Below are 25,082 nucleotides of genomic sequence, written 5' to 3'. Positions count from 1 at the left end.
GGAGCAGCCACCATGGCGCTAGCCACCGATATTCGCCCCGCCGGCGGCCGCCTCGGGATTCTCACGCCGGGCATGGGCGCCGTCGCCACAACGACCTACGCCGGCATCCTCGCCGTGCGCCAGGGCCGCGCGAAGCCGATCGGCTCGCTCACGCAGATGGGCCGCATCCGCCTGGGCAAGCGCACCGAGCACCGCAACCCGCTGATCAAGGAGTTCGTGCCGCTGGCTGGACTCGACAGCCTCGTCTTCGGCGGCTGGGATCCGTTCCCCGACAACGCCTTCGAGGCCGCCTGCAAGGCCGGCGTCCTTTCCGCCGCCGACCTGCTGCCGCTGCGCGACGAGCTGGACGCAATCCGGCCGATGCCCGCCGTCTTCGACCGCGCCTACGTGCGCAACCTGGACGGCAGCAACGTTAAGCACGGCGAGACGAAGATGGACCTTGCCCAGCAGATCATGGAGGACATGCAGCGCTTCAAGGCGGAGCAGCACTGCGACCGGCTGGTCGTCGTCTGGTGCGCGAGCACGGAGATCTTCGCCGAGCCGACCGAGGTTCACCAGAGCGTCGCGGCCTTCGAGCGCGGCCTGCGCAACAGCGACCCCAACATTGCGCCCAGCCAGATCTACGCCTACGCCGCGCTCTCGCTCGGCATCCCCTTCGCCAACGGCGCTCCCAACCTGACCGTGGACACGCCGGCGATGATCGAGCTGGCGCAGCGCAACGGCGTGCCGATCTGCGGCAAGGATTTCAAGACCGGCCAGACGCTGATGAAGACGATCCTGGCGCCCGGCTTCAAGGCGCGCATGCTCGGCGTGCAGGGCTGGTTCAGTACCAATATCCTCGGCAATCGAGACGGCGAGGTGCTGGACGACCCGGACAGTTTTAAGACCAAAGAGGTCAGCAAGCTCGGCGTGCTGGAGACGATCCTGCAGCCCGACCAGTATCCGGAGCTGTACGGCGACCTCTATCACAAGGTCCGGATCAACTACTATCCGCCGCGCGGCGACAACAAAGAGGGCTGGGACAACATCGACATCGTGGGCTGGCTCGGCTACCCGATGCAGATTAAAGTCGATTTCCTCTGCCGCGACAGCATTCTGGCCGCACCGATCGTGCTCGACCTGGCGCTGTTCATGGACCTGGCCAGCCGCGCCGGCCAGCACGGCATTCAAGAATGGCTGAGCTTCTACTTCAAGAGCCCGCAGGCCGCGGCCGAGCTGTATCCGGAGCACGACTTGTTCATCCAGCAGACGAAGCTGAAGAACACGCTGCGCCACTGGCTGGGCGAGGAGCCGATCACCCACCTGGGCACGGAGTACTACGAGGAGGACTGAGCGTTGGCCCTTGCGCAGCGCGATGCCGGGTACGCCACGGCGCTGCCGCCTGCCCGGCTCAACGGGAGATCGGCCACGCCAGCCATCTTTCGGCTGGCGATCGCGTGCTGTTGCCACGGCGCGGCCGCTGTGGTAGGCTGCTCCTAGCAAGGGGAGTAACCCACGCCCCGTTCGCGGGGCGGGTCCGTATCGTCAAGACCCCCGACCATCTCGGGGCGGTACGGACAGCGAGCGCCTTCTCGCCGGGTAAGACCTTGGCTCCATCCTTTGAGGATGCGGCCGGGTCTTATTCCGAGCCGCGGGAGGCGTTTTTTCATGTTCGAGTTTCTCGAAGACCTGTTCGACCGGCCAGGCCGCGACCGCGACGGCCGCACGGGCAAGATCGGCGGTCTGCTCGACCGCTTCCACCGACGCGACGATCGTCACACCTGCGACCGCTGGCACGACGACCACGACGACCCCTGGGACGATGACGACGAGCGCTACGCGCGCACGCGGCGGGATGGCGATCGCCGCCCGCCCCGCCGGCGTGACCCCGACTTCGACTGGGATTAGCCGATCCTCGGTGCAGTGATGCCCGGCCGCGTACGTGGCCGGGCAGGCGCGGTTGCCGCCGGAGGATTCACGATCCCGCCCGGCGGCGCCTTTCGGGAGTAATCCGTGATCGGCGAAATTCTTCCCTGGCTCCTGTTTCTCGCCTTCGTGCTCGGCATGCTCGCCCTCGACCTGGGCGTCGTCCAGCGACGGGCGCACGCCGTCTCGCGGCGGGAGGCGCTCGCCTGGAGCGGCGTCTGGATCGGGCTGGCGGCACTGTTCAATCTTGGCGTCTTCAGCGTGCGCGGCACAGACGACGGCATCGCCTGGACGGCCGGCTACCTCATCGAGAAGAGCCTGAGCGTGGACAACGTCTTCCTGTTCCTGCTCATCTTCTCGGCCTTCGCCGTGCCGGCGGCCCACCAGCACCGCGTGCTCTTCTGGGGCGTGATCGGCGCCTTGGCGATGCGCGCCGTGCTGATCATCGCCGGCGGCGCCCTGCTCGCGCAGTTCCACGCGATCATCTACGTCTTCGGCGCCGTGCTGGTCGTCAGCGGCCTGCGCTTCCTGCGGGGAGAGCAGCAGGCGCCGTCGCTGGAGCAGAACCGGCTGATCCGGCTGGTGCGCCGGGTGCTTCCCGCCACCAGCGAGTACGACGGCCAGCGCTTCTTCACCCGGCGCGGCGGCGCTCTGGCGATGACGCCGCTCTTCCTCGTGCTGCTGCTGGTGGAGAACGCCGACCTCGTCTTCGCCGTGGACTCGATCCCCGCGATCTACGGCGTCACCGACGATCCGTTTCTGGTCTTCACCTCGAACGTGTTCGCGGTGCTCGGCCTGCGCTCGCTCTACTTCGTGCTGGCGGGCTATCTCGGCGGGCTGCGCTACCTGCGGCCGGCGCTGGCGGCGGTGCTGCTGTTCGTCGGCGCGAAGATGCTGCTCAGCGGCATCGTGACGCTCTCCGCACCGCTGAGCCTGGCGGTGATCGTCGCCATCCTCGCGATCGCGGTCGCAGCCTCGCTGCTGCGGCGCCCGCCCCTGACGGCCGCCGCTCCTGTTGCCCGGCCCGAACCGCTGCGCTGAGCTGAACGGCCGCCATTCACACGACTAAACGGAGGCAACAGACTATGCGGGAAGAAGCTATCCAAACCACGCCGAACCCGGCGCCCGCGAGACGGGACTGGGGCGAATCGTACTATCCCATCTCGCTCGTGATGACGATCATCGCCGGTGCGCTGCTGCCGGCGATCACGCTCTTCGGCTACCTGAAGTACCTGATCACCGGGCACGGTTAGCCCCGCGGCTCATCCAACGAACAACGAACAACGAACAACGAACAACGAAGGCTCGGTACAGAGATGCAGAACCACCACCTTTCACCACCCCGCGGTACACCATCGCCGGCCCGTGTGGGCGCGTTCCGGCTCGGCCACCTGTTCGGCGTCGAGATCCTGGCGCACTGGAGCTGGCCGATCGTCATTGCCCTGCTCACCTGGTCGCTGCAGGCGGGCTTCCTGCCCGCGGCCTACCCCGAGTGGACGGCGCAGCAGCGCTGGGCGGTAGGCTTGCTCACCAGCCTGTTGCTGTTTGGCTCGGTGCTCGCGCACGAGCTGGCGCACGCGCTGGTCGCCCGGCGGCGCGGTTATTCCGCCGAGCGGATCGTGCTCTACCTGTTCGGCGGCGGCACGGAGCTGGCCGACGAGCCGCGGCGGCCGCGGGACGAGTTCTGGATCGCGGCCGCCGGCCCGCTGACAAGCGTCGCCGCCGTTGCGGCCTGCGCCGGGCTGTGGCTGTTCGGCCGCGCCCTCGACCTGCAGCCGCTCTACCCGCTTGCCGGCTACCTGGCGCTGATGAACGCCACCCTGGCCGCCTTCAACCTGCTGCCCGGTCTGCCACTCGACGGCGGCCGCATGCTGCGGGCGCTGCTCTGGGGCGGGCGCCGCACCCGGTTGCAGGCTACGCACACGGCCAGCATCGGCGGCCGCATCATCGCCGCACTGCTGCTCGGCCTGGGCATTCTGCGGGTGCTGGGCGGCGACGTGGGCGGCCTCTGGGTCGCGCTGATCGGCTGGTTCCTCTGGGAGGCGGCGCAGACGAGCTACCGGCGCCTGCTGATCGAGAGCGCGCTGGGCGCCGTGCCCGTCTCCGCGCTGATCGATCGCGGCGTGCCGCGTCTGCCGCCCGACCTCACCATGCGGCGCTTCGTCGACGAGTACGTGCTCGGCCGGCAGGTGCAGGCGGTGTTCGTGGCGCCAACGGAGGACGCCGACGTGCTGGGCCTGATCACGCTCTCCGACCTGCGCCGCGTGCCGGCGGAGCAGTGGTCCGAGGTCTCCCTCTACCGGGCTATGACGCCGCGCGACCGGCTGATCACGGCCACGCCCAGCACGGCGGCGCTGACGGCGCTGGAGACGATGGCGGCGCATCAGGTGCAGCAGTTGCCGGTCTTCCAGGGCCGGTCCGCGCTGGGGCTGATCACGCTCTCGACCCTGGCGCGAGCTATTCAGCTACGGCAAACGCTGCCGCCGGGGCAGCAGACGGGATAGCCACCGGCCGCGCGCCGCGGCGCCAGATCGGATGGAGAAGAGCCGATGTCTATGCTGATCACCACGACCGCGACGCTGCAGGGCCGCCTGGTGCTGCGCTATCTCGGCCTGGTCTGCGGCGAAGCGACGCTCGCGCTGCGCCGCCGGCGGCGCGGCGCGAGCGCCCTGGAGGATCCCGAGCGACTCGCCTGGGTCTGCGAACAGGAGGTGCAATGCGCCAGAGACGCCGCGATCGCGGGCATGCGCGTCCAGGCCGAACAGCTCGGTGCCAACGCGATCGTCGCGGTCGATCTCGATTTTGAGCGCCTCGACCGGGGGCTGCTGCTGATCTGCGCCAGCGGCACTGCCGTGCTCTACGAGGAGGCGACTGCCGTGGTGGTGGACGCCGCCACGCAACCGGGGGCACTGAGCGCCTGGCGGGCGTTGCACTTGCCGTCCCCGCCGGCGGTGGTGCAGCGGCGAGCCATACCCCTGGCGCCGGCCGGCGGGCGGGACTCGTCGTATTGCCGCCGACGGCCACCTTCCGTACGCCAGGAGCGGGCGGATGCAAACCCCGGCTGATGCCATTCAGCGATACCCGCGCCCGTTGCTGGTGGCGGGATGTGCGCCTCTGCCGACAATGGCGGGCGGAAAGCGGCGGCGATGTTAACCACGGCGATTTCCAGCAAGCGTTCGCCCTCGCTGGCCTGGGCGGGGTACGCGGCCTTCGCCTGGGCCATGCTTTTCGCTGCGCTGAGCTTTTACTGGGCGGCTGGCGGCGCCGCGGGTGTGGAGACGAACGCACCCGCGATCACGCGGCTGGTGCTGGCACGCGACCCGGTCTGGATCGCGATCCTCTGGGCCACCGGCGCGCTGAAGGTGCTCGCGGGGCTGCTGGCGCTGGCGCTGGTGCAGCGCTGGGGCCGCGTGCTGCCGCGCCGGCTGCTGCTCGCCGCCGGCTGGGCCGCGTTTGCGATCATGGCGCTGTATGAAGGCGCTGCCAGCCTGGTGCAGCACGCGCTGATGGTGTCCGGCGCCATCTCCACGCCGGCGGGGCTGGGCGAAACCTCGGCCCGCTGGCACCTCTTCCTCTGGGACCCATGGTGGCTGCTCGGCGGCGTGCTCTTCGGTCTCGCCGCCTGGCGCCGGCAACAGCGCGATTGACCGCGCTACCGCTGGATCGGTCCCCGTTGCGATCTTGCAACGCCGGCATACATCCGGCGGCGCCGTCGATCACGTATCACCATCGACGCGGCCATCACGAGCCGCACCCCGATCGGGCTACGCCAGGGCGGCCGCCCCGCCGCATGGCGATCTTCAGAATCCGGTACAATCCCCACGAATGGGTCGAAATTCCGTTCTCCGTGCAAGGAAGGTGCGTGATGACTACTTCCACCGCGCTGCGGCTGCCTGCGACCGCTCGTCTCTGGATCCTGCTCGCTGCCCTGGCGACCCTGGCCGCGCTCGGCGCCGGCCGGGCCGCCCGAGCACAAACCAGCCCCACGGTGCTGGTCGCGCAGAACGACAACCTCGGTATGGCGATCCTGACCGACGCCAACGGCATGACGCTCTACACGTTCGCCAACGATGCGCCGGGCATGAGCACCTGCAGCGGCGGCTGCGCCAACATCTGGCCCGCGTTCCAGCCACCCGCCGGCGACCTGACCCTGCCCGACGGCGCCACCGGCACGCTGGACGTGATCACGCGCGACGACGGCAGCATGCAGGTGACCTACAACGGCATGCCGCTCTACTACTTCTCCGGTGACATGAACCCCGGCGACACGAACGGCCAGGGCATCGGCGGTGTCTGGTACGCGGCCATGCCGTAGGCAACCGCGGCCATCGCTCCTCGATACCGAACAGGGCCCAGCGCTCAGCCCGCACAGCCGGGCTGAGCGCTGGGCATTGTGGCGCCGCCGGCAATCTGACGCGTCAGGAACCCGTTGCGGGCGCCGCCGTCGCGCCGAGATGGCGGGCAAACCAGGTCGACGCCAGCCGCACGACCTGGGCGAGGGCGCCGGGCTCTTCGAAGAGGTGCGTGGCGCCGGGCACCAGCTCCAGCACGGCCTCGGCGCTCAGGCGGGCCAGCGCCTGCCGGTTCAGCTCGATCACCGCGCGGTCATCGCCGCCGACGATCAGCAGCACCGGCGCCTGCACCCGTGTCAGGGCAGCGCCGGCCAGGTCCGGCCGCCCGCCGCGTGAGACGACCGCGCCGACGGCTTTCGGCCGGGCAGCGGCGGCCAGCAGCGCCGCCGCGGCGCCCGTGCTGGCGCCGAACAGCCCGATCGGCAGCGCCCGCGTCTCCGCGGTGCGGCCAAGCCAATCGACAGCACCGATCATGCGCTGGCCAAGCAGGGGAATATCGAAGCGGTGTGCCGCGCTGCGTTCGTCGACGTCCGCCTCAGCCGGCGTGAGCAGATCGAAGAGCAGCGTGGCGAAGCCGACGACGTTCAGGGCCGCCGCCACCTGCCGGTTGCGCGGGCTGCGGTGGCTGCTGCCGCTGCCATGGGCGAAGGCGATGAGCGCCTTCGCCTGCTCCGGCAGTGTCAGATCGCCTACCAGCTGTGCGTCGCCGGCCTGCACGACGATTGGGCGCGGCTGCGCATTCCGCCCTGTATGCCCGCTCACCGCCGGCTCGCTCTCCTCTCGACCGGACGTAGTGTACCGAACCCGCGCAGCAGGGAACCCGCCGCGCGTCCCCATGGCGAGGGCCGGCGACGGGTCCAAGATGCGGTTTGCGTTGCTGCAGCGGGTGGAACGGGCGCGTCGGCGTACGTGAAGCCACGAGGCCGGTCAGTCGACGTCGTTGCCAAGCCGCCCCGCCTCGTGCGCGCGCGAGGTGCAGGTGCAGCCGCTGCCCGTGGCGCAGCCTTCGCAGCAAAACGTCTCGCGGCCGCGCTGGTAGCCCCGGCCGCCGTTGCCCTGCCAGTCCTCCCGCGGCATGCCGCAGTTGGGACACGACTGAATGAACGCCATGATCTCTCTCCTTTGCGGGCCGTATCCTCACCCCGGCCGTCGGCCCTCACCCCCGGTCAATCTCACGGTCCCAATCCTGGGCGAGGGGAGCTTCCACGCCGCGCCTTCAGCCCCAACCCATCCGCTGATAGATCTCCCCTTCCCCTGGAATTGGGGGCAAGAGAGATGAACCGGGGGGTGGGGGCCAGGGCCTTACTGCCCCTTCTTGTGGCCCTCTTCCTTGTGGCGCTTCAGCACCGTGCGGGCGGCGACCTCCTCGGCCCGGTCGCCGTAGCGGCCGGACCGCTCCGCGTCCTTCTTGATCTCTTCGTACATGCGCTGCTCTTTCGAGCCGACGCCTTTCAGGTGCTTTCCTCCGGGCATGAGATCACCTCACCTCTGCCGGTGCTCGACGCTTTTCGGCCGGCTCAGACGTGCGGCTGGTTTGGCGCCGTGTGGTCGTGGACGTGTGCCTCCTTGGGATGGCCCGCGACCTCGTCGTCCTGGTTGTAGTCGTGCGAGTGCGTCAGCAGCGCGTGGTTGTGCTCGTGCGTGTGCCAGGCGGTGCGGTGCTCCCAGTCGCCGGTGATGCCGCCTTTGTGATGATGCGTGACGTGGTAGTGATCGTGCGTATGCACGGTCGATGGATGTACATGTGTGGGCTGTTTGCCCTCGCCCTCGGTGTGCTGGGTTGCGGTCTGCATGGTCATCGCCGGACACTCCTTACCCCGTAAACTGGCACGTTGACCTGACTGCAAACGGCGGGATGCCCTGTGTGCGTTGCCCGCGCCGGCGCTGCCTCAGACCGGCCGTCGCGGTGGCTCCGGTGCGGGCGGCAGCGGATCGGGGCGGGGTGGCTCGGCGGGTGGCGGCAGCGGGTCCGGCGGCAGGGGCGCCGGCGGCACGGTAGCGTTTGCCATCTCACCGCCCTATGTCCTATGTGTCGCCACTGCCGGTGTGGCGGCCACCCTCGGAGTCCGCCGCGGGCGGGTGCGGCTGCCGTCATGCGGATCGTACCGCCGCCGGCGCGCGGCTCGATCCCTCCGACGGGCTATACGGGTGCGCCGATCAGGAAGTAGCCGCCGCCGTTTGCGCGCCGCCGAGGCTCAGACCAGGGCGTCGCGGGAATTGGGGTTGGGCGGGTCGCGGGGCGTCGCGCCGGGAGCGTTGCCCAGCCGGGCGCGGCGCAGCAGCTCGCCCGTAAGCGCCACGACGAGCACACCGACGGCGATCGTCAGTGCGTCGTGCCAGGTAGGCCGGAAACTGCCCAGCGCCAGCAGCATGCTGGTGGAAACGGCCGGCGGGTGCGAGGCGCGCAGCAGCAGCGAGCCGGCGATCGTCAGCGCCACGGCGATCACGGCGGCCCAGGTGCGCGCGGCGGTCAGGTGGTGTACGACGAGCACCGAGGAACTGCTGCTTGCTCCCACCAGCCAGACGGCGATTAGCCCGGCCGCCAACCCGACGCCGTGCCCCGCGATCACATGATAGAGGCGCGCCGTACGGTGCGCGGGATACTCGGCCTGCAAGAACGCGGTGGGGCCGAGGCTGGGAAAGAGCCACGGCTGCTGCGCCACCGTGCCCAGCGCCCCGACGATCAGCATCAACCCGGCGGCGGAGAGCGGGGCGAAGACCGCGTCGGGCACGCCGGGCGGCCAGTGGATGCGCCGTCGCCGAGGCGCACCGGGCTCGGACGCGGGCGGATCGTTCACTGCTCGCTTTGCGCGCCGGCAGCGCTTGTCGAACCGGCGACGACCTGCGCATGGTTCAGCGCCGCCACCAGCGAGAAGCCCATCGAGAGGCCGGCCGCAAACCCGGACCACGCCAGCGCGCGGGCCGGCCGGCGCAGCTCGTCCTCGCCCTCACGCCGAATCGCCTTGTAGACGACCGGCGCACGCACGGCCGAGCGCTGTTCGGCCTCCCGGTGCTCTCCCCTGGAAAGCTCGACCACCGGCGGCGCCGGCTGGCCCAGCTCATCGCGGTCGGCCGCAGCGGGCACGGAGCCGGCCCGCGGCGGATCGCCCGTCTGGTTTCGCCGCATTCACCCTCCCCGGCGTGGCGGCGCCTGCACCGCCTGCCCGATCCGTCCGCGCACAGCAAAGCACCGAGTCCGGCCGAGCAGCATCAGCCGTCCGGGTGACGGACCATGCCGGGGCGATACTGCCCGGCGACTTTGCCGTAGCCGCCGCATTGCGTACCGTGACGGTGCCCACGAGGCTGCAGCCAGACGACTGCTGGTCGGGCGACCCGGCCGCGTTCGCGGAGGAGGAGCCATCCTCCCCACCAATCCGTACTCCTTCCAAAATCCTCCCCTCTCCAGCGGCGCTGGGGAGGGGACCGAGAGGTGAGGCTACGATGCGTGCAATGCTCCTGCGCCGCGGCGGCGAACTGACGGTTGGCGAGGTCGAGCGGCCGAAGCCTGGGCCGTTGCAGGTGCTGGCGCGGGTGCGCGGCTGTGGCATCTGCGGCAGCGACCTGCATTTCGCCCGGTACGCCGACGATCTGGTCGGCTCGACCGAGGGCAACAAGCTGCCCGTCGGCTCGGTGATCGATCTCGACCGCGGCGTGGTGATGGGCCACGAGTTCGTTGCCGAGGTGGTGGAGGCCGGCCCCGGTGGCGAGGCCTTCCCACCCGGCACGCGCGTGACCAGCGTGCCGGTGCTGCCCGACCCGTCCTCGCCGCGCGGCCACCAGGCGATCGGCTACAGTACCGAGTATCCCGGCGCCTACGGAGAGTACGTGCTGCTGAGCGTGCCGCTCTTGCTGCGCGTGCCCGACGGCGTGCCTGACCACGTCGCCGCCACCACCGAGCCCTGCGGCGTCGGCCTGCACGCCGTGCGCGAGGCGAAGCTGCACGCCGGCGAGCGGGTGCTGGTGATGGGCGCCGGGCCGATCGGGCTGATGACCCTGCTCTGGCTCAAGCACGAGGGCGTTGAGCACGTGACCGTCAGCGACCCGGCGGCACCGCGCCGCGAGCTGGCGCACAAACTCGGCGCCGACGCGCTGCTCAACCCGGCCGAAGCGAACACCACGGAATGGCTGGTGGAGCACGGCGGCCTGCCGCAGGTCGTGTTCGAGTGCGTGGGCGTCGAAGGCACGATTCAGCAGGCGATCGACAACGTGGCGCTGCACGGGCGTGTGATCGTCGTCGGCGTCTGCATGACACAGGACCGTTTCTTCCCGCGCGCCGGCATCAACAAGCAGTGCTCGCTGCACTTTGTGCTCGGCTACACTGCGGAAGAGTTCGCCGAGGCGCTGGGCGCGATTGCGGAGGGCGCCGTGGACACCTCGCCGCTGGTCACGCGCATCACCGACCTGGACGGCCTGCCGGCGGCGTTCAAGGCGCTCTCCGACCCGCACGAGTGCAAGGTGGTGTACCGGCCGTAGGAACGAGGAACGAGGAACCAGGAGCGAGGTACGAGGAAATAGAATTCAGGAAATAGAAAATAGGGGGGAACGGTTCTCACCTCGGTCCTATTTTCTCTTTCCTCTCTCCTATTTCCTCGCCCCGGAGGGGCGTATGGGCAGGCTCGACGGCAAAGTCGCGCTGATCACGGGCGCGGCCTCGGGCATCGGCGCGGCGACGGCGCGGCTGTTCGCGGCCGAGGGCGCCGCGGTGTTGCTTGCAGACGTGCAGGATGAACGCGGCAAGACGGTGCTGGCCGAGATCGAGGCGGCCGGCAGCAAGGCGGCCTACGTCCACACCGATGTCTCCGTGGCCGAAGACGTGGCCGGCATGGTGCGCACCGCCGTAGAGCGTTTCGGCAAGCTCGACCTGCTCTACAACAACGCCGGGCTGGGCCGCGGCGGCAGCATCACCGAGATCGTCGAAGATGACTGGGATCTCGTGATCGACGTGGACCTGAAGTCGATTTATTTAGGCTGCAAGTACGCAATTCCGGAGCTGCGCAAGGCGGGCGGCGGCGCGATCGTGAGCACGGCCTCGGTCGCGGGCCTGCGCGGCTCGGCGCTGCTGCACGCCTACAGCGCGGCGAAGGCGGGCGTGATCAACCTCACGCGCTCGATCGCCGCCGAAGTGGGGCGCGACGGCATCCGCGTCAACTGCGTCTGCCCGGGCATCATCCGCACGCCGATCTTCCGCAACATCGCCGAGCTGCCGGCGGAGCAGCAGGAGCCGGTCTGGCAGCAGATGGGCCAGCGCGTGCTGCTGGGCCGCGTGGGCCGGCCGGAGGAGATCGCGCGAGCGGTGCTCTTTCTCTGCTCGGATGAGGCCTCGTACATCACCGGCCACGCGCTGGTGGTAGACGGCGGCCTCACCGCCGGCGACGTGCCGCGGCCGTTGCCGGGAACATAGGCCGCGAGCGAGGCGTTCTCGATCACTGAGCATCGCGGATGGAACTCACACCTGGCCGTCGTCCGCATGGTAGAGGCGCAGATCGGGGATGCGCTCGAAATGACGGCGGTTGAACGTAAGCACGGTCAGATCATGGTGGAGCGCCGTTGCTCCGAGCAGGATATCGAAGTCCGAGATGATCTGGCGACGTCGGCGCAGATAAGCGCGAATTTCCGCGAAACGGATTGCAATCGGCTCGTTGACACCCAGCAGTTGGAACGGCTGCAGAAAGGCGCGCAAACCAGCGATCCTGGCATCGGGATTCGAGGAACTGAAGGCCGCTTCGTGGATTTCCGCCGCCGTGATCACGCTGACGGCGATCGCGCGCGACGCAAGGCCGCACGAGCGTCCCCGTCGCCCGCGGCCGCCCGGCCGCCGCCTCAATGATCCAGTCGGCATCGAGGATAAAGGTCATCAGGGCCGGCCCGCTGGGCGCGAACCCACCTGCCGCCGGCGGTAGATCTCGGCAATGATCTTGTCGGGGTCGAGATCCGACCAACTCCCGGAGAACTTCACGATGGCCGCCCTCGCCGCCTCGGAGTCATAGCCGGCGTCGAGCCCTCCGTCTCGTTCACCAGCAATCTCGTGGACCTTGCGGGTGCGGCCGGCCCGGTACTCGGCCGCCGTCCCCTCTGCCAGAGCATCGAAAGGGTTTTGCGCTCTCGAAAAGCGCAGCACGGAGCCTTCGATCTCCATGTAGAAGACATCCCCAGGACGAACGGCCAGCTTGTCGCGCGCCGCCTTCGGAATCGACAGCCGCCCCTTCGCGTCGACACGTACACTGTGCATCGTTCGTACCTTCTGGTTGGTGGGATCCTCCCACCCGAGTGTAGCACGAGGATGCGAAGGAGCCGGTGGGAACCGGCCGCGAAACACCAGCAGGCCACGGTCGCAGAACCTTCATGCCGCTTAACGGCGAACATCCGCTTTCCGATTGGCGTGTTCATCGGCTCGGCTCGGTCGAGCGTTACCAATGCGATGCCCGCCGCGTTGTCTAGCAGGATGCTGTTCCGGGCCATCGCCGTACTCCGCCGTCTGGGCCGCGGCGCATGCTGGCAGCGGGGCGCGGCCGGGTCCGGCTTGCTATGATGGCCGGCAGAACCTCCTCATTCTTTCCCGGAGCGAGATCTGTCATGACCACCACCACGCAAACCGACGAGCTGGCCCGCGCCGATCTCGAGCACCTGATCCACCCGCTCTACCACCCCGCAGCGCAGCAGGGCGCGGTGATCTTCGCGCGCGGCGAGGGCGTCTGGCTCTGGGACACGAACGGCAAGCGCTATTTGGACGGCCTCTCCTGCCTGTGGAACGTGAACATCGGCCACGGGCGCAAAGAGGTGGCCGAGGCGGCGCGCGAGCAGATGAGCACGCTCGCCTTCGCCAACGGCTACACCGGCTTCTCCAACGTGCCGGCGATCCGGCTGGCCGAGCGGTTGGCGAAGCTCGCCCCCGGCGACCTCAACGCCGTCTTCTTCACCAGCGGCGGCGGCGAGTCGAACGAGTCGGCCTTCAAGATGGCGCGTTTCCTGTGGAACGTGCAGGGCAAGCCGGAGAAGTTCAAGGTCATCGCCCGCTTCGACGCCTACCACGGCGTCACCACGGCGGCGATGGCCGCGACGGGCATGGCGCCCTACTGGGAGCGCTTCGGCCCGCCCGCACCCGGCTTCCTGCACGCCGCCGCGCCGAACCCCTACCGCCTGGGCGACGGCCCGGAGGAGACGGCGAAGCTGGCGCTTGACTCGATCGAGGCGATCGTGGCGCGCGAGGGCGCGGAGACGATCGCGGCGATCATCGCCGAGCCGATCCAGGGCGCCGGCGGCGTGATCATCCCACCCGACGCCTACATGCGCGGCCTGCGCGAGCTGTGCGACCGGCACCAGTTCTACCTGGTCGCCGACGAAGTGATCACCGGCTTCGGCCGCACCGGCACCTGGTTCGGCATGGAGCAGTTCGGCGTGCAGGCCGACATGATGTCCTTCGCCAAGGGCGTGACCAGCGGCTACCAGCAGCTCGGCGGCCTGATGGTCTCCGAGCGCATCCAGGCGGTGCTGGCCGCGCAGCCGCCCGACGTGAAGTGGATGCACGCCTACACCTACTCGGCGCACCCTACCGCCTGCGCCGTGGCGATGGCCAACCTGGATATCATCGAGCGCGATGGGCTGGTGCGGCGCAGCGCGGAGCTGGGCGAGAAGCTGCTGGCGCGGCTGGAGGAGCTGCGCGAGCTGCCGAACGTGGGCGACGTGCGCGGCCGCGGCCTGCTCGCCCGCGTCGAGCTGGTGGACGACGTGAAGACCAGGCAGGCGTTCCCCGCCGCCGCCAAAATCGGCGACCGCGTGATCACCGCGGCGCGCGGGCGCGGCCTGCTGACGCGCAACCGTGGCGACGTGATCGCGCTGGCGCCGCCGCTCTGCATCACCGAGGACGAGATCGAGTTCGCCGTCACGGCATTGCGCGACGCGATCCGCGAGGTGGTGGCGACGAGGGCGTAGGGCCTGGGGCGTAAGGCGTAAGGCGTAGGCGCATCTGGCTTTCGTCCCTCGCACACCCCGGCGGACGTCCGGCAGGGGCGGCCAGAGCGCAGCGCAACGGTTCTGGATGGGCGCTGTGCGCCCATGGCAGGCCGAGACGTCCGAGGCAACCGCCCGTCGCGGCGCAGCCGCCACCAGCGGCGCGAGAACGAGGCCAATCCCCATGGGCCCAGGTCGAAAGCCGCCCGTCTTCTTCGGCTGGCATGTGGTGGCCAGCGGCTTTCTGCTGCTGTTCACCGGCTTCGGCGTCGTCTACACCTTCGGCGCCTTTCTCGACCCGCTGCGCCACGCCTTCGGCGCGGATAAGGCAGCGATCTCGGGGCTGTTCTCGGTCACGGGCGCGCTGTACTTCACGCTCGGCGCCGTCAGCGGGCCGCTGAGCGACCGCTACGGTCCGCGGCGCATCGTCGGCGCCGGCGCCGCGCTCACGGTGCTGGGGTTGCTGCTGGCCAGCCGCGCGAACGCGCTCTGGCAGCTCTACGTTTTCTACTGCGGCGGCGTGGGCGTGGGGCTGGGTTTCATGTACGTGCCGGCGGTGAGCGCGGTGCAGCAGTGGTTTCGGCGGCGGCGTGGTTTCGCCACGGGGCTGGCCGTGGCGGGCATCGGCGCCGGCACGCTGGCCGGCCCGCCGCTGGCCGAGGCGCTGATCGCGGCAACCGGCTGGCGCACGACGTACCTGCTGCTGGGCCTCGGCGCGGCCGTAGGGCTGGCCGTGGCACTGCTGCGCATGGAGGCGAGGCCGGCGGCGCGCGGCCTGGCGCCGGACGGCGAGGCGCCGGGGGTGGCGCCGGTCGCCGGCGTCGCGGTGCTGTACCCGGAGGACAACGACTCGCCCGTCTACAGCACGGCGCCGTTCTGGCTGCTCTACTTCTCCTGCCTCTTCTGCTCGCTGGCGCTGTTCGTGCCCTTCGTGCATCTCGACTCCTACGCCAGGGCCGAGGGCATCTCTTCCTCCGGCGCGGCCTGGATCCTCGGCCTGATCGGCGTGGGCAGCTTCAGCGGCCGGCTTTTTCTCGGCACCGCGGCGGACCGGCTGGGACGGCGGCGTTCGCTGGGCGGCGCCTATGGGTTGATGGCCGTGATGATGGTCTGGTGGCTGGTTTCGCACGCGGCCTGGCAGCTCGCCATCTTCTCGCTGCTCTTCGGCCTGGGCTACGGCGGCTTCGTGGCGCTCTTCCCCGCGATCACGGCCGACTACTTCGGCGCGGCGCGGGCCGGCGCGATCATCGGCCGGCTCTACACCAGCGCCGCCGTCGGCAACCTGATCGGTCCGGTGATCGCCGGCGACATCTACGACCAGACCGGCCACTACACGATCGCGATCGCCGCCGGCGTCGCCGTGAACCTGCTCGCCGTGGCCTGCATCGTCGCGCTGCGACCGCCCGCCCGGCGAATCGTGGCCGCTCGCCCGCTCGCCGTGCCCGCCGCGGAGTAGCGCCCCCTTGCGACCGGCGCCGCCCGCGGTTGCCTCGCGCGTCCAGAGGCTCTTGGTCCCCTGCCCGACCCTTCGCCTTCCCGCCGCGAGCATCGGAGGAACGAGCCCGCCGGCCCGGCGATCGCCGGAGCGCCGCAAGCGCCGTCCTCCCAGCCTTGCCAAGAATCGGTGGAAACCTCGGCGCTGTGCGTGGTTGCCGCCGTCGCTTGTACTGCGGGTGCGCAGTTACAGCTTGCGGATTGCAACAATCATGTAATCTGGCAGGCGCCAATCCTGCCCACCACACCGTTCTGTTGATCGAATGGATCGGGCCGGCGCAGCGTGGCGGGCTGCCGGCAACCTTCACGGTTGGGAGTCCGAGAGCATGCGTGCCCGCAATCGCTACGGCAGGGACGACGCGCCTGCGGATCGTTGCCCTGGACGCGAAGGCCGGAGTCTCACAGCGCCGGCGCGCCCGGCGGGGTTAGCGTCCCCTGAAGCCGCCCCGTAGCTGCCCCAGCGCACGATTCCGCCGCACTGAGCCGGACATGTCGTCCGTGCCGCGGCCAGCAGTGAAAGGTGCACGACCATGGCGTCTCCCGCTTGCTTCCACCCCATTCCGAGCTCTGCCTTCGTCGATTCGACCGGTCCGCCAGAACAATTGCCGGCAGCCCGCGGCGTCAGCTGAGACGGGCGGCCATGAGAAAGGGCCAGCGATGAACAGTCCTGCTGAAGAGTTTTTGTTGGAAGCGCGTTTTGCCGATCTCGAACGTGAGATCGCGTTCACCCAGAGGGAAGCGGCGGCGCTGCGAGCCCGCGCCGACGCCGCGCCCGCCCGTGCCTGCTCCGCGCCGCGGCGCTGGGTTGCCGCCTGCCTGATCCGCGCCGGCGAAGCGCTGGCGGCCGTGGGACGGCTGCTCGCCGGCCCGCAGGCGCCCGCGAACGGCGGCCGCCCGTCATTTGAGCGGCCGCTGCCCGACGGCTACGACGGCTAGGCGTGCCCGGCGGCGATGCTGTGATCGCCGCCGGCCGCTCGCTCGGGAAACCGTCACCTCGGGAACGCGCCCGCCCGCCGGCGGCGCGACGGCGCGACGGCTCGCCGGCGGGGTACTGTGCCGCTTGGAGGAATACCATGTTCGTTCAACGTGTCAGCTTCCAGCCCGCGCCTGGCAAAGGTCCCGAACTCCGCGAATACGTGGTTTCCATGCCACGCCAGGGCCGCGGCACCGTGAGCACTCGCCTGGCCGGCCCCTCGCCTGAGTACCGGGTGACCACCCTCCACGACTCGCTCGCCGCCCTCGAACAGGCGCTCAACGACGCCTGGGCCAACCGCCCGAAGGGCGCGACGCCGCTCGCCGGCCTGGCGGCGAAGGCTCCCGCGATCGAGCTGCTCGAAGTGCTGCTGCCGGCGCCGGAAGGCCCGAATCCGGGCGCCGTTGCACAGACGGCGTTCGAGTTCGCCCCCGGCAAGGGGCCGGAAGTTCGCCGCCTGCTCGAAGAGATCGCGAAGAAGCGCAACGCCGAGGGCGCCCGCATGGGCATCGCCATGCGCGTGAGCGGCGGGCCGCCGGCATACTTTCTCACCGGCTTCCACGCCGACCTGGCCGCGGTCGAGAAGGCCCGCGCGGCCGCGCTTGCGGACCCGGAGGCGCCGGCGCGTGCCCAGCGGCTGGCGGGCCTGCTGGCGCGGCCGCCGGAACTGCCGCAGATCTTCCGCATCATCGCCCGCTTCGGCTGAGCGTGTTGGCCCCACGCCGCACGCTGCTTTCACGCGCGCAGCTACAGAGCGGAGACAACTGAGCCATAGCTATGCTTGTCACCTACTGGGAACGCTGCGACAACGCCGACCGCGATACCTTCGCCAGGGCTGCCCTCAACCTTTGCCGCGCCCAGAGAACGCAGCACGGCATCCGCAACTCCCGCTTCTACTGGTTCGGCATCGACACGCTGGTGGTGCAGACCGACGCCGAGTCGCTGGATGTCTTCAACAGCCCGCCGCCGCCGGAAGCGTCCACCGCGGTGTTTGCCCTCTCCGACCAGGCGCATCAGATCCGCATGGAACGTTGGCAAGACGCCGCCGTCGGCGAGCAGAGTTACCGGAACGCCCAGGCGGCCGCCCGCCGCTGAGCGCGGCGCCCGCAGGGATAAAGAGCGACAGGCGGCCGGGCGACGCATCTCGCCCGGCCGCCTGCGCTTTGCCACCATCGATCCGCGGAATGAATCGGCGCGCCGCTACTCCTCCTGCGCGGTGATGTCGCCGGGGTCGAGGCCGAGTTCGCGCGCCTTGAGCAGGCGGCGCATGATCTTGCCCGAGCGCGTCTTCGGCAGCCCCGTGACAAAGTCCAGCTCGCTGGGCGCGGCGATCGGGCCGGCTTCGCTGCGCACGTGGCGGATCAACGCCGCCTTCAGCTCGTCCGAGGGCTGCTGGCCCACGCGCAGCGTCACGAAGACCTTGATCGATTCGCCGCGCACCGTGTCCGGCTTGCCGATCGCCGCCGCCTCGGCCACCGCCGGATGGCTCACCAGCGCGCTCTCCACGTCCGCCGTGCCGATACGGTGGCCGGCAACGTTCACGACGTCGTCGGCGCGGCCCAACACCATGTAGTAGCCGTCGGCGTCCCTGGTCGCCACGTCGCCCGCCGTGTAGACGCCCTCGATCGTGTCGTAGTACTGGCGGTAGCGGTCCGCGTCGCCGTAGATCGTGCTCATCAGATAGGGCCAGAAGCCCTTAAGGACGAGAAAGCCGCCCTCGTTCACGCCCACGGGTCTGCCCTGGCGGTCGAACACGTCGGCTTCGATGCCGGGGAAGGGCTTGCCGGCGCGGCCGGGCTTGCTCGCCATGCAGGGCCAGGTGCCGATCGTGGGCGCCGCCGTCTCCGTCTGCCACCAGTTATCGACCAGCGGCACGCGGCCTTTGCCGATCACGCGGTAGAACCACTGCCACGCCTCCGGGTTCAGCGGCTCGCCGGCGCAGTTGACAAGCCGCAGCGAGGAGAGGTCGTAGCGGCCCGGAAACTCGTCGCCGAACTTCATGAACATGCGCACGGCCGTGGGCGCGGTGTAGATCTTGGTGACGCCGTACTTTTCGACGACCGACCAGACGACGCCGGGATCGGGCCAGTCGGGCGCGCCCTCGCGGACGATGCAGGTGGTGCCGTTGGCGAAGGGGCCGTAGACCATGATCGAGTGGCCCACGATCCAGCCGATGTCCGACGTGCACCAGTAGACGTCGTCCTCCTTGATGTCGCAGGCGAGCTTCCAGGTCGGCGTGACGCCCACGACGAAGGCGCCGTGCGTGTAGACCACCCCCTTCGGCTGGCCCGTGGTGCCGGAGGTATAGAGAATGAACAGCGGGTCGTTGGCGTCCATCACTTCTGGCGGGCAGACGCCGGGCTGCGCGTCGCACAGCGCGTTCCAGTCCAGCTCGCGCTGCGGGTCCAGCGCGAGCTTCGGCTCGCCGCGGCGGAAAACGGCGATCTTCTGCACGAAGTCCAGCCCCTTGACCGCCTCGTCCACGATCTCCTTGAGTGGCACGGCCTTGCCGCGGCGCACGCCGATGTCGGCGGTGAGAATGACCTTGGCCTGCGCGTCCTCGATGCGGCTGCGCAGCGCCGTGTGCCCGAGGCCGGCATAGACGACGGAGTGCACCGCGCCGATGCGGGCGCAGGCGAGCATGGCGACGATGCCTTCGGGTGTGAGCGGCATGTAGATGCAGACGCGGTCGCCCTTGCCCACGCCAAGCGACTTGAGCGCGTTGGCCGCCTGCTGCACGCGGCGGCTGAGCATGCCGTAGGTGTAGATGCGCTCCTGGCCGTCCTCTGAGAGGAAGAGCAGCGCAACCTTGTTCTTGCGCTCGCCGTTGGCATGGCGGTCCAGGCAGTTGACGGTGATGTTGCACTGGGCGCCGACGAACCACTTGACGAACGGGTAATCGATCTCGCGAACTTTGCTCCAGGGCCGGAACCACTCGAACTGCCGCGCCTGCTCCTCCCAGTAGGCTTCCGGGTTCGCTGCCGCGCGGTTGAAGAGGGCATCGTAGTCGGGCGCGTTGGTCTGGGCCACGAACGCGGGCGGCGGCGCGATCACGGTCTCCGCGGTGAGATGGGCCTGGAACGAGGACGCGTCGGTGGTCACGCTGCTGCCTCCAGGAGAAGAGATGAGAAAACCGGGGTGTTGCCGATCATTGCGGCCGGGGTGGCTGGCCGGCGGCGCCAGTGTACCACGGCCATCGGCCCTCACCCCCGTCCCCCTCTCCCAATCCTGGGCGAGGGGCGATCCGGCGTCGGGCGATCCGATCTGTGATCGGTTACCCCGACGCCATCCCGCTCCAGCGCCTCAGGATCGCCCCTTTCCCTCATCCCAGATCGCGCTCCGCGCGATGTCAGACATTGGGGAAAGGGGAAGGGGGAATGGGGGCCAGTCGTGCCCGTCCTCGCGGCGCAGCAGCGCCGGATCCTGCGCCGCGAGGCCGGCGAGGAAGCGACGGTGCTCCAGCGGGCCGCCATATGAAGCGGCGGCGTCGATTGCGCGGCGGTAGAAGCCTTCCAGCGGATAGTCGCGGTAGTAGCCGACGCCGCCGGTGACCTGGTGCGCCAGCCGCAGCAGCTCGGGGACCGCCTCGCTCGCCTTCGCCTTTGCCATCGCGACTTCGCGCGCGGCCGGCAGCCCTTCATGCAACCGCCAGGCGGCCTGCGCCACCAGCAGCCGCGTGGCGACCAGGTCGCGCAGCATGTCGGCGCAGTGGTGCTGCACCGCCTGGAAGCTGCCGATCGGCCGGCCGAACTGCGTGCGCCGCCGCACATACTCCAGCGTCAGCTCCAGCGCCGCGCGGCCGATGCCCGCAAGCTCCGCCGCGCGCAGCGCCGCGCCGTGCAGCCGCAGCCGCTCCACTGCCTGCCCAACCTGGTCCTCCGCGGGCAGCGGCGCGCCAACGATCACGCCCGCGAAGCGCACCGCATGGAGTTCGTCGCCGCCGGCGCTGCGCATGGTCTCGATCTGCACACCGCCGGCGCCGCGCGGCACGGCGAACAGCGCCGGCCCGCCGTCGTCTCCGCTCAGCGCGGCGCTCACCAGCAGCGTGTCCGCCGCCGCGGCGCACTCGACGAACAGCTTGTCGCCGTCCAGCCGCCAGCCGGAGCCGTCGCGCGAGGCACAGGTCTGCCGGCGATCGTCGGGCGCGTCCTCGACGACGGGCACGACGAGCATGCGGCCGGCGACAAGCTCCTCCAGCAACCGGCGTTGTTTTTCGGCCACGCCGGCGTCGCGCAACAGCCACCCGCAGAGCACCGCGGCGACAAACGGTGTCTGCACCCCCGCCGCGCCCAGCGCCTCCGCCAGTGTGAAGGCGCTCAGTGCGCCGCTCGCCGGCCCGCCGAGCGCCACCGGCAGGCAAACCTCCAGCCAGCCGAGCGCCGTCAGCTCCCGCCAGAGGGAGGGCCAGTCTGCCTCGCGCCGCTCGCGCAACAGGCGCCGGGCGTTCTGAAAGAGCAGCTCCTGCTCCTCGCCCAGCAGCGACGGCAGCTCCAGCGGCACGGTCCGTTCCCCGTCTATTCTTTAGACATGGTTTCAAAACCGGCTCGATCGTCGTGTGCTGCGCGTGCATGACCACCAGAATGCCGGTTTTGAAACCATCTGTTAGTACCTATCGAGGCAGCCCCAAGCCCCGCGCCGCGATCACGTTGCGGGTGATATCGAAGCCACCCGCGGCGAAGTGATAGTAGAGGTGGTCGCGCTCGTCCTGCTCGAAGGCGCCGTCCGCGGGCGCGTAGGGCGAGCCGGCCTGCAGCGGGGCGAACGGCCCAAAGAGCTGCAGCGCGGCGGCCTCGATCGCGCGCTGCGTCTCGCGCTTGAAGATCAGCGCCAGCGAGGTCTCCTCCTGCGGCTCGCGGCCGGCCTCGCGCAGCGTCTCCAGCCAGCAGGCGGACAGGGCGACGACCTCGGATTCGATCGCCAGGCGGGCAAGCAGGTCGGCCGCCACCGCGTCCTCGCGCAACCGGCTTGCCGTCGCTGCAAGCAGCTCGTCGAAGGCGCCCGCGACGGCGCCGGGGCTGGCGAGCATCGCTCGTTCGTGGTCGAGCGCGCCCATGATCAGGCGCCAGCCGGCGTTCAGCTCGCCCACAAGCATGGTTCTTGGCACTTCCACGTCGTCGAAATAGACCGCGTGGTGCAGCCAGCCGCCGGCGGTGCGGCTGGCCGTGATCGTGATGCCGGGGCCGCGCATATCGACGATGAACAGCGAGATGCCGCGGTGCTTCGGCGCCTTCGGGTCGGTGCGGGCGGCGACCCAGCCGTAGTCGGCCATGTGGGCGCTGCTGGAGAACGCCTTCTGGCCGCGCAGCAGGAATGTATCGCCGTGCGCCTCGGCCCGCAGTTGCAGCGCGGCCAGGTCGGAGCCGGCCTCCGGCTCGCTGTAGCCAAGGAAGAACTCGATCTCGCCGCGGGCCAGGCGCGGCAGGAACGCGCGCCGCTGCGCCTCGTCGCCGTAGCGCAGCAGCGAGCGCGGCAGGAAGCTGATCGTGCCCGTGTCCAGACTGGGGCCGCGATGGTACTCGATCTCGCGCACGACGATCGCGTCGAGCGCGGGATCGCGCCCCTGCCCGCCGTACTCGACCGGCCAGGAGAGGCCGATGAAGCCCGCCTCGCCCAGCCGCCGATGGAAGGCGCGCGAGAACGGCACGCTCCAGCCGCCGAGCTGGTCCGAGTCGTGGTGCTCGCGCCGGGCCGCCGGCGTCAGCTCGCGGCGCAGAAAGGCGCAGACCGCGTCGCGCAGGGCGCGCTGCTCCGGCGTGTAGATAACGCGCATGGCGCCGGGCGGCTGGCCGTTCATCAAGCAGAGCTTAGCGCAGGGAGCGGTCGCGCGGCGCCTACCCCAGACGGCGCATTCCGGAGGTCGTGCCAGTGAACGAGTCCTGGGTGTCGCCAGGAGCACGGCGACGCCGCCCGGCGCACGAACTACAAACCGGCTTCATGCGGTGGCGGATCCCGCGATGATGCCCAAAGGCTGCTTCCCTCGCACGGGGTTTGCAGCGCTTCAGGAGGCCCTTCGCGAAGCGGGAAGGGGCAGGATTCGCGTGCGAACCCAGGTGGTTGGCGCCGCTTCGCGCCTACGCCGGCGGCAAGGCCGGTGGCGCGGCGCTGTAGACGTCGAGATCGAGCCGGCCCACCGGCTTGCCGTCCACTTCCAGCACCACGCTGTAGGTGCCGGGGCCAGCGAAGCTGAGGTCGTAGAAGAGCTGCACGAGCATGGTGCGCCCTTCCGGCCCGAACTGCACCGGCGTCTCGTTGGTGGAGACCACGATCTCGCTCTGTGGCGACCAGACGGTGACGATCCCCGTCGCCCGCTCGTTGGGCTGGCCGCGCAGGGCGAAGGCGATCCACATGACTTTGTGGACCGCCGGGAAGCTCATGGCGCCGACGCGCTCGAATACGCCGATGAAGGAGTACTTGCCGGCCGCGTCGATCAGGAAATGGTCGCAGAACAGGCCCCAGAGATAGCGCGGCCGCGAGCCGCCCGTGTCCTGCGTCACGGGAAGACGCCGCGCGTGATTAACGCCTCGGCCACGCGCCGCACGCCGAGCATGTTCGCCGCCTCGCGCATGCTCACGCCCTCGCGCTCTTGAATCGCGTGCACCTCGCCAAAGGCGCGGGTCATGATGCGGTGCAGCTTAACGTTGACCTCGTCCTCCTCCCAGAAGAAGGATTGCAGGTCCTGTACCCACTCGAAGTAGGAGACGACGACGCCGCCCGCGTTGGCGAGGATATCGGGGACGACTGGCACGCCGTTGGCCGCAAAGATCGCGTCGGCCTCCGGCGTCGTCGGCCCGTTGGCGCCCTCGACGATCAGCCCGGCGCGGACCTTGCCGGCGTTGCGCGACGTGAGCTGGCCCTCCATCGCCGCGGGCACGAGCAGATCGACCGGCAGCTCCAGCAGCTCCTCGTTGGTCAGGCGGTCGGTTCCCCTGATCGCCTGGGAGAGCGGCAGATGGCTGTCCTTGGCCGCGATCAGCTCGTCGGCGGAGAAGCCGGAGGCGCGGTAGATGCCGCCTTCCACATCGCTGACGGCCACAACGCGGGCGCCGGCCTGCGCCATCAACTTGGCCGTGACCGAGCCGACGTTGCCGAAGCCCTGCACGGCCACGCTGCTGCCTTCCAGCGTGCGGCCCAGGGTGCGCACGGCCTCCTGTGAGATGTAGAGCAGGCCACGCCCCGTGGCTTCAACCCGCCCCTGCGAGCCGCCGATACTGATCGGCTTGCCGGTGACCACGCCCGGCACCGAATGGCCGACGTTCATGGAGTAGGTGTCCATGATCCAGGCCATGATGCGCATGTCGGTGCCCATGTCGGGCGCGGGAATGTCGCGCTCCGGGCCGATGATGATGCTGATCTCTGCGGCGTAGCGCCGGGTCAGGTTCTCCAACTCGTGCGGCGTTATCGCCTTGGGATCGACGGCCACACCGCCCTTGGCGCCGCCGAAGGGCAGGTTGACGACCGCACACTTCCAGGTCATCCACATCGCCAGGGCGCGGACCTCGTCGAGATCGACCGACGGGTGGTAGCGGATGCCGCCTTTGCACGGCCCGCGCGCCTGGTCGTGCTGCACGCGGTAGCCGGTGAACATGCGCACGCTGCCATCGTCCATCTTCACGGGAAAGGTGACGGCCAGCTCGCGCTTGGGGTGGCGCAGCACCTCGGCCACGGAGGGCGAGAGGTGCAGGCGCTCGGCGGCGGCGTCGAACTGCGCGACGGCGGTGCGATAGGGGCTGGCGCTCTCGGGGAGAGGGCCGGGCTCGCTGGACTGCACGGCGCTCGTGGTCATCGGTCACCCTCCGCGCACGTTACATATGTGTTTCCAGCATAGCACGGCAGTGCAGCCATGCCGGACCGCGGCGGCAGCGGAGGCGTAGCCCGCTCGGATGAGTCCGGCGCGGGTTCGCGAGCGCGCCGAGACCCCTCTGCAGGCGCCGATTTCTGGCCCTGCGCTTGGAGCGGGGGCCAGGCGGGCGTTGACGGCTACTCGCCGATGATCTCCGTCGTGCCGGGGCGGCTGACGGTGAGGTGCGCCATCGTCGTCGTGGGCGTGGCGCCGTGCCAGTGTTTCTCGCCCGCCGGGATGATCGCCACGTCGCCCGTCTTGACGTGCACTTCGTTGCCTTCCGTGGCGACGATGCCCTCGCCCTCGGTGACGATCAGCACCTGGTCGAAAGTATGCTTGTGCCAGACATTGCGGGCGCCGGAGACGAACTTGACGTGCCCGACGCGGACCTGCTCGCTCTCCGTTGTGCCGACGATGGCGCGGGAGAGCACCTCGCCGCGCATGATCGGCGCCGTGTTCGGGGCGAAGCCGGAGGGGTCGTTGCGGACGATCTGCATGGCGTGGCTCCTCTCAGGCAACAGGGAACAGGCAAGAGACGAGGTGACAGGTGACAGGTTACAGGGGGGCGGCG

General features: G+C 69.9%; 29 protein-coding genes. 15 read left to right on the top strand and 14 right to left on the bottom strand.

Features of this window, described 5'->3' with window-relative positions:
• Positions 1-12 precede the first annotated feature (12 nt).
• The 8 genes from VKV26_18100 to VKV26_18065 all read left to right on the top strand — a co-directional run bounded on the left by VKV26_18100 (position 13) and on the right by VKV26_18065 (position 6,220).
• Positions 13-1,332: an inositol-3-phosphate synthase gene (locus VKV26_18100; GenBank protein ID HLZ71819.1), complete on the top strand. Its 1,320-nt coding sequence runs from the start codon at positions 13-15 to the stop codon at positions 1,330-1,332.
• A gap of 315 nt (positions 1,333-1,647) precedes the next feature.
• Positions 1,648-1,887 (top strand): hypothetical protein, encoded by a 240-nt coding sequence (locus VKV26_18095; GenBank protein HLZ71818.1) that lies wholly within the window; start codon positions 1,648-1,650, stop codon positions 1,885-1,887.
• Positions 1,888-1,992: 105 nt separating this feature from the next.
• Positions 1,993-2,946 (top strand): TerC family protein, encoded by a 954-nt coding sequence (locus tag VKV26_18090; protein HLZ71817.1) that lies wholly within the window; start codon positions 1,993-1,995, stop codon positions 2,944-2,946.
• Positions 2,947-2,990: 44 nt separating this feature from the next.
• Positions 2,991-3,158 (top strand): hypothetical protein, encoded by a 168-nt coding sequence (locus tag VKV26_18085; protein HLZ71816.1) that lies wholly within the window; start codon positions 2,991-2,993, stop codon positions 3,156-3,158.
• A gap of 63 nt (positions 3,159-3,221) precedes the next feature.
• A complete protein-coding gene (locus VKV26_18080) occupies positions 3,222-4,409 on the top strand; it encodes a site-2 protease family protein (GenBank protein ID HLZ71815.1) in 1,188 nt (395 codons plus the stop codon).
• A gap of 45 nt (positions 4,410-4,454) precedes the next feature.
• Positions 4,455-4,970: a heavy metal-binding domain-containing protein gene (locus tag VKV26_18075; protein ID HLZ71814.1), complete on the top strand. Its 516-nt coding sequence runs from the start codon at positions 4,455-4,457 to the stop codon at positions 4,968-4,970.
• Between the two features lie 81 nt (positions 4,971-5,051).
• Positions 5,052-5,552, top strand: coding sequence for a DUF3995 domain-containing protein (locus VKV26_18070; GenBank protein HLZ71813.1), 501 nt, complete (start codon positions 5,052-5,054; stop codon positions 5,550-5,552).
• Between the two features lie 218 nt (positions 5,553-5,770).
• Positions 5,771-6,220, top strand: a complete 450-nt coding sequence (locus VKV26_18065) for a hypothetical protein (GenBank protein HLZ71812.1) — start codon at positions 5,771-5,773, stop codon at positions 6,218-6,220.
• A 103-nt stretch (positions 6,221-6,323) separates the two neighbouring features.
• Here VKV26_18065 and VKV26_18060 read toward each other — a convergent pair whose 3' ends face one another.
• The 6 genes from VKV26_18060 to VKV26_18035 form a co-directional block, all read right to left on the bottom strand.
• Positions 6,324-7,019, bottom strand: a complete 696-nt coding sequence (locus VKV26_18060; protein HLZ71811.1) for an alpha/beta family hydrolase — start codon at positions 7,017-7,019, stop codon at positions 6,324-6,326.
• A gap of 165 nt (positions 7,020-7,184) precedes the next feature.
• A complete protein-coding gene (locus VKV26_18055) occupies positions 7,185-7,367 on the bottom strand; it encodes a hypothetical protein (protein HLZ71810.1) in 183 nt (60 codons plus the stop codon).
• 192 nt (positions 7,368-7,559) lie between these two features.
• Entirely contained in the window at positions 7,560-7,730 is a 171-nt protein-coding gene (locus VKV26_18050) for a hypothetical protein (protein ID HLZ71809.1), read from the bottom strand.
• Positions 7,731-7,774: 44 nt separating this feature from the next.
• Positions 7,775-8,056, bottom strand: coding sequence for a hypothetical protein (locus VKV26_18045; protein ID HLZ71808.1), 282 nt, complete (start codon positions 8,054-8,056; stop codon positions 7,775-7,777).
• Positions 8,057-8,452: 396 nt separating this feature from the next.
• Positions 8,453-9,055, bottom strand: a complete 603-nt coding sequence (locus tag VKV26_18040; protein HLZ71807.1) for an HPP family protein — start codon at positions 9,053-9,055, stop codon at positions 8,453-8,455.
• Entirely contained in the window at positions 9,052-9,384 is a 333-nt protein-coding gene (locus VKV26_18035; protein HLZ71806.1) for a hypothetical protein, read from the bottom strand. The genes VKV26_18040 and VKV26_18035 overlap by 4 nt, the downstream gene beginning before the upstream one ends.
• A gap of 314 nt (positions 9,385-9,698) precedes the next feature.
• Here VKV26_18035 and VKV26_18030 point away from each other — a divergent pair, with 314 nt between their 5' ends.
• Positions 9,699-10,730, top strand: a complete 1,032-nt coding sequence (locus VKV26_18030) for a zinc-binding dehydrogenase (GenBank protein HLZ71805.1) — start codon at positions 9,699-9,701, stop codon at positions 10,728-10,730.
• 133 nt (positions 10,731-10,863) lie between these two features.
• Entirely contained in the window at positions 10,864-11,658 is a 795-nt protein-coding gene (locus VKV26_18025; GenBank protein ID HLZ71804.1) for an SDR family NAD(P)-dependent oxidoreductase, read from the top strand.
• Between the two features lie 45 nt (positions 11,659-11,703).
• On the opposite strand, the gene VKV26_18020 is transcribed toward VKV26_18025, so the two are convergent.
• Entirely contained in the window at positions 11,704-12,096 is a 393-nt protein-coding gene (locus tag VKV26_18020) for a type II toxin-antitoxin system VapC family toxin (GenBank protein ID HLZ71803.1), read from the bottom strand.
• Positions 12,097-12,111: 15 nt separating this feature from the next.
• Positions 12,112-12,486, bottom strand: coding sequence for an AbrB/MazE/SpoVT family DNA-binding domain-containing protein (locus tag VKV26_18015; GenBank protein HLZ71802.1), 375 nt, complete (start codon positions 12,484-12,486; stop codon positions 12,112-12,114).
• A gap of 344 nt (positions 12,487-12,830) precedes the next feature.
• On the opposite strand from VKV26_18015, the gene VKV26_18010 reads away from it, so the two are divergent.
• The 5 genes from VKV26_18010 to VKV26_17990 all read left to right on the top strand — a co-directional run bounded on the left by VKV26_18010 (position 12,831) and on the right by VKV26_17990 (position 17,766).
• A complete protein-coding gene (locus VKV26_18010) occupies positions 12,831-14,186 on the top strand; it encodes an aspartate aminotransferase family protein (GenBank protein ID HLZ71801.1) in 1,356 nt (451 codons plus the stop codon).
• A gap of 202 nt (positions 14,187-14,388) precedes the next feature.
• Entirely contained in the window at positions 14,389-15,660 is a 1,272-nt protein-coding gene (locus tag VKV26_18005; protein HLZ71800.1) for an MFS transporter, read from the top strand.
• Between the two features lie 695 nt (positions 15,661-16,355).
• Positions 16,356-16,634 (top strand): hypothetical protein, encoded by a 279-nt coding sequence (locus VKV26_18000; protein ID HLZ71799.1) that lies wholly within the window; start codon positions 16,356-16,358, stop codon positions 16,632-16,634.
• A 137-nt stretch (positions 16,635-16,771) separates the two neighbouring features.
• Positions 16,772-17,377 (top strand): hypothetical protein, encoded by a 606-nt coding sequence (locus VKV26_17995; protein ID HLZ71798.1) that lies wholly within the window; start codon positions 16,772-16,774, stop codon positions 17,375-17,377.
• A gap of 71 nt (positions 17,378-17,448) precedes the next feature.
• Positions 17,449-17,766, top strand: a complete 318-nt coding sequence (locus tag VKV26_17990; protein HLZ71797.1) for a hypothetical protein — start codon at positions 17,449-17,451, stop codon at positions 17,764-17,766.
• Between the two features lie 105 nt (positions 17,767-17,871).
• Here VKV26_17990 and acs read toward each other — a convergent pair whose 3' ends face one another.
• From acs to VKV26_17960, 6 genes are all read right to left on the bottom strand, one after another.
• Entirely contained in the window at positions 17,872-19,773 is a 1,902-nt protein-coding gene (acs, locus tag VKV26_17985; protein ID HLZ71796.1) for an acetate--CoA ligase, read from the bottom strand.
• A gap of 201 nt (positions 19,774-19,974) precedes the next feature.
• A complete protein-coding gene (locus tag VKV26_17980; protein ID HLZ71795.1) occupies positions 19,975-21,171 on the bottom strand; it encodes an acyl-CoA dehydrogenase family protein in 1,197 nt (398 codons plus the stop codon).
• A gap of 109 nt (positions 21,172-21,280) precedes the next feature.
• The gene (locus VKV26_17975) at positions 21,281-22,465 is read right to left on the bottom strand and encodes an acyl-CoA dehydrogenase family protein (protein ID HLZ71794.1); all 1,185 of its coding nucleotides are present in this window, start codon (positions 22,463-22,465) and stop codon (positions 21,281-21,283) included.
• Between the two features lie 277 nt (positions 22,466-22,742).
• A complete protein-coding gene (locus VKV26_17970) occupies positions 22,743-23,165 on the bottom strand; it encodes a hypothetical protein (GenBank protein ID HLZ71793.1) in 423 nt (140 codons plus the stop codon).
• Positions 23,162-24,454 (bottom strand): Glu/Leu/Phe/Val dehydrogenase, encoded by a 1,293-nt coding sequence (locus VKV26_17965; protein ID HLZ71792.1) that lies wholly within the window; start codon positions 24,452-24,454, stop codon positions 23,162-23,164. Before VKV26_17965 ends, VKV26_17970 begins: the two co-directional genes overlap by 4 nt.
• A 194-nt stretch (positions 24,455-24,648) precedes the next feature.
• Positions 24,649-25,008 (bottom strand): cupin domain-containing protein, encoded by a 360-nt coding sequence (locus VKV26_17960; GenBank protein ID HLZ71791.1) that lies wholly within the window; start codon positions 25,006-25,008, stop codon positions 24,649-24,651.
• Positions 25,009-25,082 lie beyond the last annotated feature (74 nt).

This window comes from Dehalococcoidia bacterium (assembly GCA_035310145.1).
Classification (GTDB): domain Bacteria; phylum Chloroflexota; class Dehalococcoidia; order CAUJGQ01; family CAUJGQ01; genus CALFMN01.
Note: the sequence above shows the minus strand (reverse complement) of the source record. Positions and strands in the feature narration are given on the sequence as shown.

Coding starts and splice junctions, on each gene's coding strand:
- VKV26_18065 (HLZ71812.1), top strand. CDS start 5,771: ATGACTACTTCCACCGCGCTGCGGCTGCCTGCGACCGCTCGTCTCTGG.
- VKV26_18005 (HLZ71800.1), top strand. CDS start 14,389: ATGGGCCCAGGTCGAAAGCCGCCCGTCTTCTTCGGCTGGCATGTGGTG.
- VKV26_18000 (HLZ71799.1), top strand. CDS start 16,356: ATGAACAGTCCTGCTGAAGAGTTTTTGTTGGAAGCGCGTTTTGCCGAT.
- VKV26_18085 (HLZ71816.1), top strand. CDS start 2,991: ATGCGGGAAGAAGCTATCCAAACCACGCCGAACCCGGCGCCCGCGAGA.
- VKV26_18025 (HLZ71804.1), top strand. CDS start 10,864: ATGGGCAGGCTCGACGGCAAAGTCGCGCTGATCACGGGCGCGGCCTCG.
- VKV26_17975 (HLZ71794.1), bottom strand. CDS start 22,465: ATGAACGGCCAGCCGCCCGGCGCCATGCGCGTTATCTACACGCCGGAG.
- VKV26_18080 (HLZ71815.1), top strand. CDS start 3,222: ATGCAGAACCACCACCTTTCACCACCCCGCGGTACACCATCGCCGGCC.
- VKV26_18055 (HLZ71810.1), bottom strand. CDS start 7,367: ATGGCGTTCATTCAGTCGTGTCCCAACTGCGGCATGCCGCGGGAGGAC.
- VKV26_17995 (HLZ71798.1), top strand. CDS start 16,772: ATGTTCGTTCAACGTGTCAGCTTCCAGCCCGCGCCTGGCAAAGGTCCC.
- VKV26_18015 (HLZ71802.1), bottom strand. CDS start 12,486: ATGCACAGTGTACGTGTCGACGCGAAGGGGCGGCTGTCGATTCCGAAG.
- VKV26_18020 (HLZ71803.1), bottom strand. CDS start 12,096: ATGCCGACTGGATCATTGAGGCGGCGGCCGGGCGGCCGCGGGCGACGG.
- VKV26_18050 (HLZ71809.1), bottom strand. CDS start 7,730: ATGCCCGGAGGAAAGCACCTGAAAGGCGTCGGCTCGAAAGAGCAGCGC.
- VKV26_18030 (HLZ71805.1), top strand. CDS start 9,699: ATGCGTGCAATGCTCCTGCGCCGCGGCGGCGAACTGACGGTTGGCGAG.
- VKV26_18100 (HLZ71819.1), top strand. CDS start 13: ATGGCGCTAGCCACCGATATTCGCCCCGCCGGCGGCCGCCTCGGGATT.
- VKV26_17960 (HLZ71791.1), bottom strand. CDS start 25,008: ATGCAGATCGTCCGCAACGACCCCTCCGGCTTCGCCCCGAACACGGCG.
- VKV26_18035 (HLZ71806.1), bottom strand. CDS start 9,384: ATGCGGCGAAACCAGACGGGCGATCCGCCGCGGGCCGGCTCCGTGCCC.
- VKV26_17990 (HLZ71797.1), top strand. CDS start 17,449: ATGCTTGTCACCTACTGGGAACGCTGCGACAACGCCGACCGCGATACC.
- VKV26_18095 (HLZ71818.1), top strand. CDS start 1,648: ATGTTCGAGTTTCTCGAAGACCTGTTCGACCGGCCAGGCCGCGACCGC.
- VKV26_18075 (HLZ71814.1), top strand. CDS start 4,455: ATGTCTATGCTGATCACCACGACCGCGACGCTGCAGGGCCGCCTGGTG.
- VKV26_18010 (HLZ71801.1), top strand. CDS start 12,831: ATGACCACCACCACGCAAACCGACGAGCTGGCCCGCGCCGATCTCGAG.
- VKV26_18045 (HLZ71808.1), bottom strand. CDS start 8,056: ATGACCATGCAGACCGCAACCCAGCACACCGAGGGCGAGGGCAAACAG.
- VKV26_17965 (HLZ71792.1), bottom strand. CDS start 24,454: ATGACCACGAGCGCCGTGCAGTCCAGCGAGCCCGGCCCTCTCCCCGAG.
- VKV26_18070 (HLZ71813.1), top strand. CDS start 5,052: ATGTTAACCACGGCGATTTCCAGCAAGCGTTCGCCCTCGCTGGCCTGG.